Genomic DNA, 15,942 nt, shown 5'->3' on the forward strand with positions numbered 1-15,942 from the left:
TAATACGTGGAGTTAACCAGCTTTAAAAAAATTCACAATATTGCAGTCCCAGCTATTATTGCCGGTATTGCCGAACCCATCCTATCATCTACCGATGCTGCCATTGTGGGTAATATCCCCTTACATGCTAAAGCATCCTTAGCGGCGGTGGGTGTAGTAGGTGCATTTTTATCCATGCTCATCTGGGTACTTGGACAAACACGAAGTGTTATTTCATCTATAATTTCGCAATACTTAGGCGCTAATAAAATAAAAGAAATTGCTACGCTTCCTGCGCAAGCTATTTTAATAAATATAGGACTAAGTATCCTTGTTTTAATGAGTACTTATTTTTTTGCTGCCGATATTTTTAGACTTTTAAAAGCAGAAGGACAAATATTAGAATTCAGTTTAAAATACTACAATATTCGCGTATGGGGATTCCCCTTTACCTTATTTGTTTTTGCTGCTTTTGGCATTTTTAGAGGCCTACAAAATACCTTTTGGCCCATGATAGTTTCTGCCATTGGCGCCTTATTAAATATTATACTAGATATCGCTTTTGTTTACGGAATTGAAGGCTATATTCCTGCCATGCATATTGAAGGAGCCGCTTGGGCAAGTCTAATTTCGCAAATAATGATGGCAATTTTAGTGGGAATTTTACTGGTTCGAAAAACAAGGATTAGTTTTAAAATTGGCAAAAAACTACATCACGAAGTCCCAAGATTACTTAGTATGAGTGGTAATCTTTTTTTAAGAGCCATTTCATTAAATATTGCCTTACTTACTGCCGTTAGAGTTGCTACAGGTTTGGGGGATGCTTACATTGCTGCTCATGCTATAGCTATGAATATCTGGCTGTTTACTGCCTTTTTTATTGACGGCTATTCCTCCGCCGGAAACATCTACGGCGGACGCTTATTGGGTGCCAAAGATTATCCTCAATTAAAAAAATTGGTTCACCAGGTAATGAAATATGGCATTATTGTAGGCGGTATACTTATGGCCTTAGGTGGCTTACTCTATGAACCTATTGGATTACTTTTTACCAAAGAAACTGAAGTATTAGCGGCTTTTTATAGCATGTTTTTTATGGTAATTATTGTACAACCTTGTAATGCTGTTGCTTTTGTATTAGATGGTGTTTTTAAAGGTTTAGGCGAAATGAAATACTTAAGAAACTTACTCTTCTTTTCCACTTTTCTAGGTTTTTTACCCACACTTTTTATTACCCAATACTTTAACCTCAAACTTATAGGTATTTGGATGGCTTTGGGTGTTTGGCTTCTTTTTAGATCTGTGGGTATGTATGTTAAGTTTAAAAGGAAGTATATTAGCCTCAACACTTAATTCAACACACAAAATGAAGCGCTCGATCTCAAAAAAACATAACCTATTGTTGTTCATCATTTATGTTATTTTTTTTCAAATTAATGCCCAAAACGAAACCTGGCTATTTAAATTGCCCGATAGCATTCCCCCAAAGGATCGAATTTGTTTTGCTTTATATACAGTACACGAAAATACCTTAAAGCTAACGGCTCAATTTTACCCGATTAAAAACTACGAACCTTTTGAAGCTAGTTTACAGCTAAAAGAAAATGGCAAATGGGTAGACAAAGCGACCACCAAAATTATTTATCCAGGCTATACCGCTCCTTTTAGAATAGACAATTGGGACGATACAAAAGCATATGAATACAGGGTAACTCATAACAATACCGCCTTTTATGAAGGAACCATACAAAAGAACCCCATACAAAAGGACGAAATTGTATTGGCTGCCTTTACCTGTAATTCTATTTACCCCAAATATGGCGGAGACATTGAACGGAAGGACATTGTTGAAAACATGAAAAAGCTAAAACCCGACGTACTCTTTTTTTCTGGAGATCAAGTATATGATCATAGCGAGCATTATTTGTATTGGTTAAAATTTGGAAGAGATTTTGGTGATATCATTAAAAATACCCCCACTATTTGCTTACCCGATGATCATGATGTGGGCCAAGCAAATTTATGGGGTGCAGGCGGCAAAAAAGGAAAAGCACGTAATGGCGAAAGTGGCGGCTATTATATGCCTGTCGAATATGTAAAAGAAGTAGAGCGTGCGCAAACATCACACCTACCCGATCCTTATGACCCTACTCCTATAGAACAAGGTATAGGTGTATATTATACCGACTTAAAATGGGGAGGTATCAGCTTTGCTATTTTGGAAGATCGTAAATTTAAAACTGGACTAGAAGGTTATGTAAAAGATGAAACCACATACTTCCCTAAAGTAACCGATGCCAATATTGATAATAAACCTTTTAATGTTAATGGAGCTACGCTTTTAGGAGAACGCCAATTAAAATTCCTTGAAGATTGGACTACAGATTGGGAAAATGCTGAAATAAAAACAGTGCTTTCGCAAACCATTTTTGCTATGGGAAACACTCATTCGGGCAAATACGATAAACCGATAGGCTTAGATTTTGATACTAATGGTTGGCCGCAAGCCAAAAGAGACAAAGCCCTTTCGGTAATACGTAAAAGTTTTTCATGTATGATTGCTGGTGACCAGCATTTAGGAACCGTAATTCAACACGGAATTGATGACTGGAATGATGCTGGCTATTCGTTTTGTACCCCTTCAATTGCTAATTTTTGGTTACGCTGGTGGTCTCCCGAAAAAGCGGGAGCAAATAGAAAAAAAGGAGCTCCCGAATATACAGGTGAATTTTTAGATGGATTTCAAAATAAAATAACCATGCAAGCCACTGCAAATCCGACCATACAACACAAAAAAGCCTCCGGCGGAAAGCTAACTACTACGGCTGCAGGTTTTGGTGTAATCCGTTACCATAAAAATAAGCGTGAAATTACTTTTGAGTGCTGGCCCAGAAATGTAGATATCACCAACTCAACAAGCAAACAATATAAAGGTTGGCCTATCACCATATCTCAATTTGATAATTATAAAATTGATAATGGCTATAAACTACCTCTATTCAAAACATCCAAGAATAATCAAGTCATTACTGTACTAAATGAAACTAATGACGTAGTTTCTTCTGTAAGAATAAAAGGCAGCACCTATCAACCAAAAACACACAAAAAAGGAACTTATAAAATAGTTATTGGGGAAGGAAATACTACCAAAGAATTCACTTTCCCATCCTTATTGAAGAATAAAAAAGTGGTTAATGTAAAATAAACTTCATTTCCACTCAATTGTAATAAACACACAAAAGCCTCGAATTTTCATCGAGGCTTTTGTGTGTTATAATTTATTTTTCTTAAGGAAGAAGCTATTCTTCAAACTCAACGATGTGATAATTAGATTTACTCAGCGTATTTAAATAACTCAAATATATTTATTATTATGATAAAATACATTTTTCAACTTCATTCTGGGTGTTATCTTACCAAATTGATCCTCCTTTTTTATATTCTTATTATTAGAAAAATAATTTTCAACAAAATTATCTTCAAAAATTTTTATTTTATCAAATGCATTTTCTAAGCGATCTCCTTCAATATGCTTAAAATCTTTATCAAATTTACAATCGATGTATGTTGACTTAGTAGAACTGTAAGCACCATAAGCTCCAAAAGTCGGATTAAATGCAGATGACAAAGCAAATGCTGCCCCACTGATTGCACCTCCAATTGCCCCTCCTCCACCGACTAATATAGGAGCTCCACTAGACTGAACCACTATATAACCTCCAATAGTTAGCTGAAGTGTATCTGATTTTTTATATGCGGTAATCCCCACATCACTATTTCCTACTTTTCTTAAAAATTTTGAAGTTTTTTCAAGCTTCCTTATTCTGGCTGATTGAAATGAAGATCCCCCTTCTTGTATAATAGGTCCATTTTTAAAAGTTATACTATCTTCTTTTTTTAAATTAATTTCTTTAAGTTTAGTTTTTGAATCGAGACCAATTGCAACAAATTTCATTTCCTTACTATTGATACTCAATTGATACAATATCCCATTATGTATAAACGAATTATGCTTGTAAGATACTGGAAATCCAGGTTCGGTTGGAAATATTACTGGTTTTTCAAATGAACTTGATGTTACCGAAAAATCATTCATATCAACTTTTATAATCCTTGTCTCTCCTTTTAGCACATCGGTTGTAAAAATTAACTCATTTTTAGTTTGATAAAGTTTATTTTTTGAAGACGTATTTTCTATAGAATTTGGACTATTCGAATCTATTCTAACTATTGAACCTGAACCAAACCATCCAACTGATCTAAATAAGTCAACTGGATACTTTTTATAATTTTGATCATTGGCAAAAACAAAATGATCAAACGGTATTGTTTTCTTTTTAAAAGTTTTATCATTTGACAAAGAATAGAAATGGACTTTTTCCGATTTTTTTGATGCAGTAATAATATAAAACGTATCATTATGAGTTAATGACTTTATATATTTTTCCTTTTCAAAATCAACAACTAATTCATCTTGATTTAAAGTTTTAGTTTTGAAATTAAACGATAATATACCAAAACGCTTTATCTTATTATCTGTAAACACAATTGAATACACATCATTATCTATGCTATAACCTACAAAACTTTTAAAATTCTTTTGCAATCTATCTGTTTTTAACTCTGCTTTTAATTTAAAATTAGTATCAAACAGATATAATTTTGTGTATTTAGAATCCTCCACTAAAATTACTAGCTCGCCCGTATTTTTATTTGAAATTGCTAATGATTCTTTATTATTAAAACCACTCCCTTTGAAATTCGTTTCAATTACTTTAACTTCTTTCTGCGCAAGCAAAACCACACTACATAGCATTAAAAAAATGCTCAAAAAAACCTTCTTCATAAAAATATATTACAACAATAACCTACTAACTAATCGTTTCCCCATTAGGCACACCATCCTCATCTGGATTGAGGAACACCAATTTTCCATCGGCCTGTTGGGTCATTAAAATCATTCCTTCGCTTTCTACACCACGTAATTTTCGAGGTGCTAAATTAACTAACACGGTTACTTGTTTCCCTATAATGGCTTCGGGCGCAAAATGTTCTGCTATACCCGACACTATGGTACGCACATCAATCCCTGTATCTACTTTTAATACCAATAGTTTTTTCGCTTTAGGCATTTTTGTCGCTTCAACAATAGTTCCAACGCGCATATCCAACTTGCTAAAATCTTCAAAAGTCGTGGTATCTTTTTGTGGCTCCACCTCTTTTGCTGCTGCTTCGTTGATTTTTTTGGTATCTTCTAACTTTTGCAATTGTGCCTCTATAGTAGTATCCTCAACTTTAGAAAATAACAACTCACCCTTTTCTATTTGATGCCCACTAGGCAATAAAGCTTCCGCGGAAGCAATACTTTCCCATGCGACAAAACTAGATTCAATAGCTAAAATGCTTTTTAATTTTTTACTTGTAAAAGGTAAAAAAGGCTCACATAAAGTAGCTAAAGCTGACGCTATTTGTAAAGCCACGTACATAATTGTTTTTGTTCGTTCTTCATCCACTTTAATCGTTTTCCAAGGCTCTAAATCTGCTAAGTATTTATTACCTAAACGCGCTACATTCATCATTTCTTGACTTGCTTCGCGAAAGCGATAACGCTCCAAAGAGCTTGCTATAACAGCTGGGTAGGCCTTCAATTTTTCTAAAGTTTCAACATCAATAGCCTCAAACTCATTTGGTGCTGGTATTACGCCATTATAGTATTTATTTGTTAACACTACGGCACGATTAATAAAGTTTCCAAAAATGGCTACTAATTCATTATTATTTCGTGCTTGGAAATCCTTCCAGGTAAAATCATTATCCTTAGTTTCGGGTGCATTTGCTGTTAACACGTAACGTAGCACATCCTGTTGTCCAGGAAAATCCTCCAAATATTCATGTAACCAAACCGCCCAGTTTTTACTGGTTGATAATTTATTTCCTTCTAAATTTAAAAACTCATTGGCTGGTACATTTTCGGGTAAAATATAACTCCCTTCTGCCTTAAGCATACTCGGAAACACAATACAATGAAATACTATATTGTCCTTACCAATAAAATGCACTAGTTTGGTATCGTCTTTTTTCCAGTAATCTTCCCAATTTTTTCCTTCGCGCTCGGCCCATTCTTTTGTTGATGAAATATAGCCAATTGGCGCATCGAACCACACATACAATACTTTACCTTCGGCACCCTCACATGGCACAGGAATTCCCCAATCTAAATCACGTGTTACTGCTCTTGGCCGTAAACCATCATCAATCCAACTTTTACATTGTCCGTATACATTGGTTTTCCAATCTTTTTTATGCCCTTCTAAAATCCATTCTTTTAAAAAATCCTCATACTGATCCAAAGGCAAAAACCAGTGTTTTGTACTTTTTGTTATTGGTTCTGCTCCAGAAATGGTAGACTTAGGATTTATTAAATCGGTGGCGTTTAATGAACTTCCACATTTTTCACACTGGTCACCATAAGCCTCATCATGATTACATTTGGGACAAGTACCCGTTACAAAACGATCAGCTAAAAATTGATTCGCCTCTGGGTCATATAATTGTTCTGTTACCTCTTCAATAAATTGCCCCTTTTCGTGCATTTTCATAAAAAATTCCGAAGCAGTATCATGGTGTATCTTTTTAGAAGTACGCGAATAATTATCAAATGAAATTCCAAAATCTTCAAATGAATTTTTGATAATATTATGGTACTTATCAATAATTACTTGCGGCGACACCCCTTCTTTTTTAGCACGCATAGGAATGGCCACTCCATGCTCATCACTTCCGCCAATTAACACCACATCCTTACCTATTCCACGTAAATAACGTGTATAAATATCCGCAGGTACATACACTCCTGCCATATGTCCAATATGTATTGGACCGTTAGTATAAGGTAATGCGGTAGTAATGGTATATCTTTTTGGCGTACTCATAATGCTTAATTTCTTTAAAGGGGCAAATTTAGGAAAAAGAGACAGTTTTTTAGACTTTTAACCTGTTGCTTTTAGCAATTTGCTTTTATTTCAATTAATATCTTAAAATTAGATACTTTTAAGCCTATAAAACCTTTACCAAATGCAAAAATCAATTACAATCCCTGCTCCATTAAAAAAAGGGGACACTGTTGCTATTGTGGCTACAGCTAGAAAAATTTCACTTTCTGAAATTGATTTTGCTATAAATTGGCTAAAAAGCCTAGGCTACAAGGTACTATTAGGCAAAACTATTGAGTTAGCGCATCATCAATTTGCCGGAACCGATGTCCAGCGTGCTACTGATTTACAAAACATGCTGAATAATCCAGAAATTAAAGCCATATGGTGTGCTCGAGGCGGTTATGGCAGTGTTCGAATTATTGATAAAGTTGACTTTTCCGTTTTAACAAGACAGCCTAAATGGCTTATTGGATATTCCGATGTTACTGCAATACATTCACATTTAAACCAACTTAACATGGCTACTATCCACGCATCAATGCCAATTGATATTGAAAAGTCGAGTATACAAGCAAAAGAAACATTAGTCCATTTATTGCAAGGAAAAAATAATTTAATTGATTTTGGCGCTACTCCTAAAAATAAAATAGGCCAAGCTAATGGAATAGCTATTGGAGGGAATCTTTCCATGCTTTATTCATTATGTGGCTCTATTTCTGCTATAAATACTAAAGGAAAAATCTTATTTTTAGAAGACTTAGACGAATATTTATACCACATAGACCGCATGCTTCAGAACCTGGATAGGAATGGATTATTTAAAGATTTATCTGGTCTTGTTATAGGTGCCATGACAAATATGCACGACAATAGCATTCCGTTTGGGTATACTGTAAAAGAAATGATTTTAGAAATTACTAAAACATACGATTACCCTATCATTTTTGATGCTCCTTTTGGACATATAAAAGACAACCGAGCTATTGCTTTTGGAAAAGAAATTAGTTTAGAAGCTACTAACGAAAAAAGTGTATTAATTCAACAAATGAACTAACTAAAACAACCCATGGCAGATCATAACGAATTAGGTAAGGAAGGCGAAAAACAAGCGCTTAACCTTTTAAAGCAAAAGGGATATAAAATTCACAAAACCAATTTTAGATACTTAAAACACGAAGTGGATATTATTGCCGAATTCAATAATGAAATCATTGCCATAGAAGTTAAAACTAGAAGCACCCGTGATTTTGGTGATCCGCAGGATTTTATAAAACCTACACAAATAAAATCTATTGTTACTGCTTTAAATTTTTACATTCAAAAAAATGACATTGATTTAGAAGCCCGCTTTGATGTTATTGCTATTGTTGCTATCCACGGAAAATTTGAAATTGAGCATATCGAAGATGCTTTTCTTTCTTTTTAAAAAAACCTTGTTCGAATAAAATATAATTCTTTCGAACAAGGTTTTCATAATACAATTACTGTTCAATATCTTCAGCTAAAAAACTGACTAATTCATTTGCTTCAAAAACGGGTGTCAACTGTATAGGATTACAACAGACTTCACAGTCTTCAACATAGGTTTGTTTGGTGATACTAGGATCGAGTAACATCGAAATATTTTCCCAACAATATGGACATTGAAAAAAATGTTCAAACATTATTTCAAACCTTGCTTTTCAGCAATTTCAGCCATTCTGGCCTTTACTTTTTTTAAAGCCTCAACAAGAATATCTCTTTCTTGAATACTTAAACTATCCTGTACTTCTGGAATAAGTTGATACATAATAGGCAATACTTTTTGGATAACTTTTTTTCCGTACACCGTTAAAAATATACGATTAACACGCTTATCCACCTCGTCGGTTCTCATGATAATGAAATCCTTTTTTACCATTGAATTTACCACACGCATCATAGAAACTTTATCACGATGTGTAATAAAAGCCATATCATTCATACGCTGACCATCATTTACATTTAACCGTTTTAAAATGCTCCATTCTTCTTTGGTTAAATTAAGGCCATTCTTTTTAAAAGCATTCTGAACAATAAATCCAAAATCATAATGAATTTTCCCAACCCATGAAAGGGCATGTGAGTTGATATCTATTTCTTCAAATTCCATCTTATTTTATATCTTAATTAAGCCAATTCTTCAATTTCTAATTGTAAATTTTCCCATAGGTCCAAAGCTTCTTGAAGCTGTTTTTTCTTGGCATCATAATTTACAAAAAAATCAGGCTTTGCCATAGTTTCTTCATAATTTGATTCCAATTCTTCGTCTAACTTTTTAATTTCTCTTTCAAGTGCACTTATTTTACTTTCGGAATTACTGATTTTATTTTGAAGCGATTTTAACCTCTTCTGCTCCTCATAACTTTTCTGTTGCTTCACTTTTTCCTTAGGAACTATTTTTTGAGGCTTATCCGTTTTTTCAATTTCACGCATATCCAACGCCTTACGCTCTTCCAAATAATAATCAATATCTCCTAAATATTCTTTAATTTTTCGACTCTTAAATTCATAAACTTTATTGGTTAAACCTTGTAAAAAATCCCTATCGTGTGAAACTAATAATAAGGTGCCTTCAAAATTTTCTAAAGCCGACTTTAATACATTTTTAGATTTAATATCCAAATGGTTGGTTGGCTCATCCATCACCAACACATTAAACGGCTGTAACAGAAGTTTACAAAGAGCCAGTCGATTACGCTCACCTCCCGAAAGTACTTTTACTTTTTTATCTACATCATCACCTCTAAATAAAAAGGATCCCAACATATCACGCACTTTAGAACGTGTTTTTTCGTCGGCAGCATTAATCATGGTTTCCTCAATAGTAATTTCTCCATCTAGATATTCTGCTTGATTTTGGGCAAAATATCCAATTTGCACGTTATGTCCCAGCTTTAAATTACCTGTATGTGATAACTCATCCACTATAATTTTAGCCAAGGTTGATTTCCCTTGCCCATTTTGTCCCACAAAAGCAGTTTTAGATCCACGTTCAATTAATAAATCAATGTTTTCTAAAATCTTCTTTTCACCATATGATTTACCAATATTTTCGGCCTCAATAACCACCTTACCTGGTTGTATACTTATGGGAAACTTTATATTCATTACGGCATTATCATCTTCATCGACAACAATACGCTCTACTTTATCTAACTTTTTTATTAAGGACTGCGCCATGGAAGCTTTAGTTGCTTTGGCTCTAAATTTTTCAATTAACTTCTCCGTATGTTCAATTTGTTTTGCTTGATTTTTTTGAGTTGCTAATTGTTGTTCTCGTAATTCCTTGCGTAGCACCAAGTACTTTGAATAGGGCTTATCGTAATCATATATTTTACCTAACGAAATTTCTATGGTTCTATTGGTTACATTATCCAAAAACATTTTATCATGTGATACAATAACCACGGCACCAGAATAATTTTTCAAGAAATTCTCTAACCAAATAATCGATTCAATATCTAAATGGTTGGTTGGCTCATCGAGCAATAAAATATCATTACTTTGTAATAATAATTTTGCCAACTCAATACGCATACGCCATCCACCCGAAAAGGTATCGGTAAGATTATCAAAATCTTCTTTTTTAAACCCCAAACCTAAAAGGACTTTTTCTGTTTCACCTTGATAATTATAGCCCCCTAAAATCTCATAATGTGACGTAGCATCACTCACATCCTCAATAAGCTTTGCATAAGCCTCACTTTCATAATCTGTTCGTTCGGTAAGCTGCTTATTTATTGCTTCTATCTGACGCTCTAGGTCTTTAATATCCTCAAAAGCCTCGTAGGCCTCCTCTAAAACTGTTCTTCCTTCAACAAAATCAATATCTTGTTTTAAAAAACCAATTTTAGCATTTTTATCCATCGCAATTTGACCAGTATCAGGCTCTTGCTCTCTGGATAAAATTTTTAACATCGTTGATTTTCCTGCTCCATTTTTCCCAACTAAACCTACTCGATCTCCTGGAACGATTTTAAAAGTGATATCTTCGAAAAGATATTCCCCCGCGAAAGAAATTGACAGATTATGTATATTCAACATTGCTAAAAATTTGTGCAAAGATGCTTATTTTTACGTTAGTAAAAAAGCTTGTTAACGTCATAGTTGACAGTAGGTACTTTTATTTACAAATCGTTAACAAACGAATAATTTTAAACACCCCCTAAATTATGAAATTTTTGAAAGGCACATCAATTTACAGCATTTTGACTGGCAGTTGCCCTGTTTGTCATAATGAATCCATGTACAAAAACACGAGCGCTTTTGCCATAAAAAATGTATTAGGAATGAATGAGCGCTGTAGTCATTGCCACACTAAATACAGTATGGAGCCCTCATTTTTTTACGGAGCTATGTATGTTAGTTACGGAGTAGGTATTGCATTTGGAGTTGCGGCTTTTGTTATTTCGTATTTTTTTTTACATCTCAATTTACTTATGAGCTATATTGTTATTGTCGCGACAATAATAGGTTGTTTACCAATTATACTTCGCTTATCACGCAACATTTGGATTAACTTATTTATGAGTTATGATTCCTCTAAAAACAATTAACAGTTTCTGAATAAAATGACTTCAGATTTAAAATTAACACGAATCTGTAGTCTTTTATTTAAAACTAAAAATCTTGAAAATACACTTAATTTTCACCTGTACTTAACATTATTTAGAGCTATAACGACTACAATCAATTTCTTTACGTAATTCTGTCCCATTTTCCATAAACTCCACCAACTCTTTTGCAACAGTTGGACCTATCATTACCCCTCTTGTGCCTAAGCCATTAAGCACATATAGATTTTTATGTTCATTATGTTGACCAACTAAAGGCCTTCTGTCCCTAACAGTGGGACGCACCGCTGTAACTTGATCAATAATTGTATAGGGTACAGAAATTAAATCATTCAAATAAGTAACCAACTGATCCCTTACTGCCTGTTCATAATTATCTTTTGGCACCTGTTGCTCATATGTCGCTCCAAATTTGTACCTATTACCCCCTAATGGAACAATAAAAAAATGTGATTTAATTGCTTGTTTTAACTCCAAAGCTTCACTTTCGATAATAAGATAAGTTCCTTTATTCCCAACTAGAGACAACTGATTAAAGAAAGGATTTTTTGTTAATCCAAAACCTTCACAAAAGACTATTTTTTTAGCCTTAATACCTTTATAAATAACTCCATCATTATTAATTTGTAGTAAACTATGATCAAAATCCTCATTTAAATAGGCCGATTTATTTTTTAACTGCTCTTCATAAGCTTCCAACATTTTTCGTACTAAAATACGTCCTGTTTTCATTACCTGCCCATATTTATACGGAGCTTGTATTGCATTTGTTGGATTTTCCACTAAATAAGGAGACAAATAACGACTCAATTCTGGTTTGTCTATTTTCTCGAACCAGTTATTCTGTTCTTCGGCGGAATGAAACCTTCTTAACACCGGCAACTCCTCTATAATTGCTGTTTTTAAATTAAATGCTAAATCATTATAAAAAAGTTTTGCATAACTCAGTTGTTCATGCCCATCCCACGCCATGGTATAGCGTTTTAAAATCACAGGATTAAACAAACCTGCAGCCACCACCGAAGCTTTTACATCCGATCCATCAATCACATAAACTGACTTCCCTTCGCGTTCTAAATGCGCAGCCAACACACAACCTCCAATACCAAATCCAACAATAATATAATCCACCATAGGGAAGCAAAGTTACTACATTTGTTTTGGTTTAAAATAGCACTAATTTATAATCAAAAAAAAAATGCCTTTGGATTTCCAAAGGCATTTTCAAAATTATATAAAATACTAATAACACTAGTAATTCCACATATCTTGTTCAAAATCACGAATACTTTCTTTTATTCTTTGACTTTCTAATAACTGTAGTAAAGCATTATCATTAATATAATCCTCAACCTTACGGTCACCTTGTTCGTTATCCTCTTTGTAAATCACACTACTAAATCTTCGTGAATTTAACAAGTGATCAAATGATATAGGCATGTACGTATTTTTACGGTTAAAAGCTTTAGCCTTGTGTAAAATCTCTCTTACTTGTGGGTAATATACCCAAAATAAAGGAACTAAATCAGGCTCTTCGTCATCGATAAAGTTAACATCCGGTGCTACTGGAGCAATACCTAATAAACGATATTTCAATTCTCCTTGTCTTTTATCAAAGTACCACAGACCCTTAACATGGTATTCGGCAATATCTTGCGCAGTTAAATCTCTAGTCTCAATAAATTCTTGAGATACTAGTTCACCTGCATTCAATTGCTCAATACCTAAATCTGTTGTATCTACTTTTCTAATAGTAGCACTTAAATCTTCAAGTGTTCTTTTTTCTGTAAAATATGAATCTGAGTATACATTCTCTAACTTCCCATTTTTTATACTACTCAATAGTACGTCAAATAACGATCTTCTATCAGATCCGATATTTACAGTATCAATTGGATAGTATAACGGAAAATTAACTCTTTCATCAAGGTCAATAATTTCCCAAGTGGTTTTAGCCCAAAGTACATCTCTATCATCCACATATCCATATTCCAATGGATTGTCGTTGTCATTCTCAATCTGCTGAGCAGTCTTTACACCGATGTCCTCAGGGTTTTGAGAATTTAGCGCATTTGCTTGACCCATTACAGAAGCCGAAACAACAATACTAAAGGTTAAAGCTATAAAATTTCTCAAATTCATAATTACGATAATTAATTATATTAGTTTGTTAACTCAACTATCACAGGAGATACCTTTTTTACACGGTATGAGCTTCCTGAAGCCAACTTAGCATTAATATCAAATATTTGAACAGACTCTCCACGCTTAGCTCTTTTTAAAGCGGCACGAGCAGCACTATTTAATTTACTTCCAGACACACGTGATGTAGGCTGTCCTGGTACTTTAATTTTAAATCCTGTTACTTTTAATTTCAAATTAAAATCAAAGTCAGGTAATATTGCTCCGATTGTTGAAACTGCCAGTGAACTTTTAGACATTTTTATTGATCCATCCTCACCACGTACTGTTCCTACAGGTCTTGGAATATCCTTAATACGGAATGTTTTGCTATCGCTAACTACTTTTCCATTTGGTAATTTACCACTAACATTAATTTTAACTTCTCTCTTTTTAACATTAGTAACATTCATAGTATACTTTCCTGCTCCTTTTCCTGGCTTTAATCCTGGTGCTTTTGCACTTACAGAAGCCACACCTGGAATAGAAATTGTCATCGGGTTTGTTACACCACGATATACTACATTCATTTTATCTGCAGATATTACTGCCGAATTAGGTAATGGAATTACAGAATAAGATCCTTTAATATCAATAGGTATAATAGAATCTCCTTCTTTAAATTGGAATAAACCTTTAATTTCATGCTCACCAACATTACCTGCAGGGAAGTCTAAAATTGTTTGCCCTTCTTGCATAGCATCTGCTGGAAGCTCTTTTCCATTAACAACTACTTTATGCGCTTTTAAAGTTTTATCTTTTTTACCTAAGATAATTTTCCCTGTAAATTTCTCACCTGAAAAATAAGCTGTTTTATCTGCAACAACTATAGCTTCGAAGTTAGATAAAGAAACCTCGCTCTTTAATTTACCTCCAAGTATAGCCGATAATATTTCAGATTCGTCTTTCTTAACATCGTTTTCCATTTGAGTTAACTTTGTTAAAGAAGCTACCATTGGAAAACCTTCGTAGTTGTAACGTAACCAATCTACTTTTAATCCATCTCTATTCTCAACTGGTTCAGTAGAAAAATCAGCATTTACAGATTTAATAATTTCAGTAAAGTCGGTAGTCCCTCCTTTAAGCTCTGCATTAATTCCATTACGGTAAGCATTTATTTTTTCAACAAATTCTTTACCTGCTGAAGTTATTTTACCTCCTGCAAAGAAATGCTCATCTAAAGGCATTGATTTATCCATAGTTTGGTAATCCACCTTTTGCTCATCATTCATACCTGCTAAAATAACATCCTTAGTTTCTTCTAAGTATTTAATTAAATCATCAGATAATTTAGCTATCTTTTTAGTCTTTTCAAGCTCAGGCTTGTACTTTTCTGGTTGCTCTTCTACTTTAGCTTGTAAGTCCTCCATAAAGGCTTCATTTCTTTCTGAAGCTCTTACATTAGATTTCTCCAATTTTTCGTTCATTAACCCGAACGCCGAAAGTACTTCTTTCGACATATTTAGTGCCATCATCGCGATGAATACTAAATACATCAGGTTAATCATCTTCTGTCTAGCGGACAATTTTCCTCCTGCCATTTTAATTAGTTTTTAAGGTTAGTAATCTTAGTTATAAAAACTAATTAATTTCTGTTCATAGCAGTTAACATTCCACCATACACTCCATTTAATGAAGACAAGTTTGCTGCTAAACTTTCCATTTGTTCCTTTAACTTTCCAGCGTTATCCGCAATTGCTTGATTTGCATCAGCTTGTTTTTGAGAAGATTCTAACTGTATTTTATATAAGTTATTCAATGATTCCATTTGCGTTGCAGCAACAGACATTTCTTCACTATACTTCTTTTGAGAAGCAATACTATCAACTGTAGGGCTAATTCCTTTAGCAGCGCCTTCAAAGTTACGTATACTCTGACCTAAGCTTTCCATTAGGCTTCCATCAATACGTGCTTCTTTAAGCATAGCATCTAACTTTTGAGAAAGCATCCCTTGTTGATCTAATACTTCTTCTTTTTTCTTTCCTTTTGACTGACCTCCTGATAATTCAGGATATACTAGTGACCAATCTAATTCGTCATCTACTGGTTCAAATGCTGAAACTACGAATACAAGCGCTTCAGTAATTAATCCGATGATAAGCATCTCATTACCGAAAGGCCAGTGCATTATCTTAAATAATGCTCCGATAATTACAACGGCCGCTCCGAGACCGTATACCATATTCATTACCTTCTTACTTCCTTTTGACTGTGCCATAATAAATTTTTTAGTTTAAGTTTTAAAGTTTAAT

At 33.8% G+C, this 15,942-nt stretch carries 14 protein-coding genes; 5 read left to right on the forward strand and 9 right to left on the reverse strand.

Translation table 11 applies throughout. The annotated features are described in order from the left end of the window. The first annotated feature begins 6 nt into the window (after positions 1–6). Both KQA_RS0212145 and KQA_RS0212150 read left to right on the forward strand, forming a co-directional pair. The gene (locus KQA_RS0212145; RefSeq protein WP_010181501.1) at positions 7–1,332 is read left to right on the forward strand and encodes an MATE family efflux transporter; all 1,326 of its coding nucleotides are present in this window, start codon (positions 7–9) and stop codon (positions 1,330–1,332) included. A gap of 13 nt (positions 1,333–1,345) precedes the next feature. Beyond that, entirely contained in the window at positions 1,346–3,184 is a 1,839-nt protein-coding gene (locus tag KQA_RS0212150; protein ID WP_040396338.1) for a metallophosphoesterase family protein, read from the forward strand. Positions 3,185–3,334: 150 nt separating this feature from the next. On the opposite strand, the gene KQA_RS0212155 is transcribed toward KQA_RS0212150, so the two are convergent. Next, complete coding sequence (locus KQA_RS0212155; protein ID WP_010181505.1) at positions 3,335–4,825, reverse strand: hypothetical protein; 1,491 nt, start codon at positions 4,823–4,825, stop codon at positions 3,335–3,337. A 25-nt stretch (positions 4,826–4,850) separates the two neighbouring features. Continuing rightward, the gene (metG, locus tag KQA_RS0212160; protein ID WP_010181507.1) at positions 4,851–6,911 is read right to left on the reverse strand and encodes a methionine--tRNA ligase; all 2,061 of its coding nucleotides are present in this window, start codon (positions 6,909–6,911) and stop codon (positions 4,851–4,853) included. A gap of 142 nt (positions 6,912–7,053) precedes the next feature. Between metG and KQA_RS0212165 the strand changes: the two genes are divergently transcribed. Both KQA_RS0212165 and KQA_RS0212170 read left to right on the forward strand, forming a co-directional pair. Beyond that, the gene (locus KQA_RS0212165; RefSeq protein ID WP_010181509.1) at positions 7,054–7,968 is read left to right on the forward strand and encodes a S66 peptidase family protein; all 915 of its coding nucleotides are present in this window, start codon (positions 7,054–7,056) and stop codon (positions 7,966–7,968) included. A 12-nt stretch (positions 7,969–7,980) separates the two neighbouring features. Further along, on the forward strand, positions 7,981–8,340 hold the full coding sequence (locus KQA_RS0212170; protein ID WP_010181511.1) for a YraN family protein: 360 nt from the start codon (positions 7,981–7,983) through the stop codon (positions 8,338–8,340). Between the two features lie 55 nt (positions 8,341–8,395). On the opposite strand, the gene KQA_RS0212175 is transcribed toward KQA_RS0212170, so the two are convergent. The 3 genes from KQA_RS0212175 to KQA_RS0212185 are packed head-to-tail and all read right to left on the reverse strand — an operon-like array spanning position 8,396 to position 10,979. Further along, a complete protein-coding gene (locus KQA_RS0212175; RefSeq protein WP_010181513.1) occupies positions 8,396–8,578 on the reverse strand; it encodes a CPXCG motif-containing cysteine-rich protein in 183 nt (60 codons plus the stop codon). Next, positions 8,578–9,045 carry a MarR family winged helix-turn-helix transcriptional regulator gene (locus KQA_RS0212180; protein WP_010181516.1) on the reverse strand — a complete coding sequence of 156 codons (468 nt, stop codon included), beginning with the start codon at positions 9,043–9,045 and terminating at the stop codon, positions 8,578–8,580. Before KQA_RS0212180 ends, KQA_RS0212175 begins: the two co-directional genes overlap by 1 nt. Before the next feature lie 17 nt (positions 9,046–9,062). Beyond that, on the reverse strand, positions 9,063–10,979 hold the full coding sequence (locus tag KQA_RS0212185) for an ABC-F family ATP-binding cassette domain-containing protein (RefSeq protein WP_010181518.1): 1,917 nt from the start codon (positions 10,977–10,979) through the stop codon (positions 9,063–9,065). 128 nt (positions 10,980–11,107) lie between these two features. On the opposite strand from KQA_RS0212185, the gene KQA_RS0212190 reads away from it, so the two are divergent. Next, positions 11,108–11,491, forward strand: coding sequence for a DUF983 domain-containing protein (locus tag KQA_RS0212190; protein WP_010181520.1), 384 nt, complete (start codon positions 11,108–11,110; stop codon positions 11,489–11,491). Between the two features lie 108 nt (positions 11,492–11,599). Here KQA_RS0212190 and KQA_RS0212195 read toward each other — a convergent pair whose 3' ends face one another. The 4 genes from KQA_RS0212195 to porL all read right to left on the reverse strand — a co-directional run bounded on the left by KQA_RS0212195 (position 11,600) and on the right by porL (position 15,908). Then, positions 11,600–12,643 carry an NAD(P)/FAD-dependent oxidoreductase gene (locus KQA_RS0212195; RefSeq protein WP_010181522.1) on the reverse strand — a complete coding sequence of 348 codons (1,044 nt, stop codon included), beginning with the start codon at positions 12,641–12,643 and terminating at the stop codon, positions 11,600–11,602. Between the two features lie 117 nt (positions 12,644–12,760). Next, positions 12,761–13,651, reverse strand: a complete 891-nt coding sequence (gene porN, locus KQA_RS0212200) for a type IX secretion system ring subunit PorN/GldN (RefSeq protein WP_010181524.1) — start codon at positions 13,649–13,651, stop codon at positions 12,761–12,763. 20 nt (positions 13,652–13,671) lie between these two features. Next, positions 13,672–15,231, reverse strand: a complete 1,560-nt coding sequence (porM, locus tag KQA_RS0212205; RefSeq protein ID WP_010181526.1) for a type IX secretion system motor protein PorM/GldM — start codon at positions 15,229–15,231, stop codon at positions 13,672–13,674. 44 nt (positions 15,232–15,275) lie between these two features. Beyond that, entirely contained in the window at positions 15,276–15,908 is a 633-nt protein-coding gene (porL, locus tag KQA_RS0212210; protein ID WP_010181528.1) for a type IX secretion system motor protein PorL/GldL, read from the reverse strand. Between the last annotated feature and the right edge of the window lie 34 nt (positions 15,909–15,942).

This window comes from Aquimarina agarilytica ZC1, from assembly GCF_000255455.1.
Classification (GTDB): Bacteria; Bacteroidota; Bacteroidia; order Flavobacteriales; family Flavobacteriaceae; genus Aquimarina; species Aquimarina agarilytica.

Bases quoted from the DNA above. Each gene is read 5' to 3' on its own strand.
- KQA_RS0212150 (WP_040396338.1), top strand. From the start codon at position 1,346: ATGAAGCGCTCGATCTCAAAAAAACATAACCTATTGTTGTTCATCATT.
- KQA_RS0212155 (WP_010181505.1), bottom strand. From the start codon at position 4,825: ATGAAGAAGGTTTTTTTGAGCATTTTTTTAATGCTATGTAGTGTGGTT.
- metG (WP_010181507.1), bottom strand. From the start codon at position 6,911: ATGAGTACGCCAAAAAGATATACCATTACTACCGCATTACCTTATACT.
- KQA_RS0212165 (WP_010181509.1), top strand. From the start codon at position 7,054: ATGCAAAAATCAATTACAATCCCTGCTCCATTAAAAAAAGGGGACACT.
- KQA_RS0212170 (WP_010181511.1), top strand. From the start codon at position 7,981: ATGGCAGATCATAACGAATTAGGTAAGGAAGGCGAAAAACAAGCGCTT.
- KQA_RS0212175 (WP_010181513.1), bottom strand. From the start codon at position 8,578: ATGTTTGAACATTTTTTTCAATGTCCATATTGTTGGGAAAATATTTCG.
- KQA_RS0212180 (WP_010181516.1), bottom strand. From the start codon at position 9,045: ATGGAATTTGAAGAAATAGATATCAACTCACATGCCCTTTCATGGGTT.
- KQA_RS0212185 (WP_010181518.1), bottom strand. From the start codon at position 10,979: ATGTTGAATATACATAATCTGTCAATTTCTTTCGCGGGGGAATATCTT.
- KQA_RS0212190 (WP_010181520.1), top strand. From the start codon at position 11,108: ATGAAATTTTTGAAAGGCACATCAATTTACAGCATTTTGACTGGCAGT.
- KQA_RS0212195 (WP_010181522.1), bottom strand. From the start codon at position 12,643: ATGGTGGATTATATTATTGTTGGATTTGGTATTGGAGGTTGTGTGTTG.
- porN (WP_010181524.1), bottom strand. From the start codon at position 13,651: ATGAATTTGAGAAATTTTATAGCTTTAACCTTTAGTATTGTTGTTTCG.
- porM (WP_010181526.1), bottom strand. From the start codon at position 15,231: ATGGCAGGAGGAAAATTGTCCGCTAGACAGAAGATGATTAACCTGATG.
- porL (WP_010181528.1), bottom strand. From the start codon at position 15,908: ATGGCACAGTCAAAAGGAAGTAAGAAGGTAATGAATATGGTATACGGT.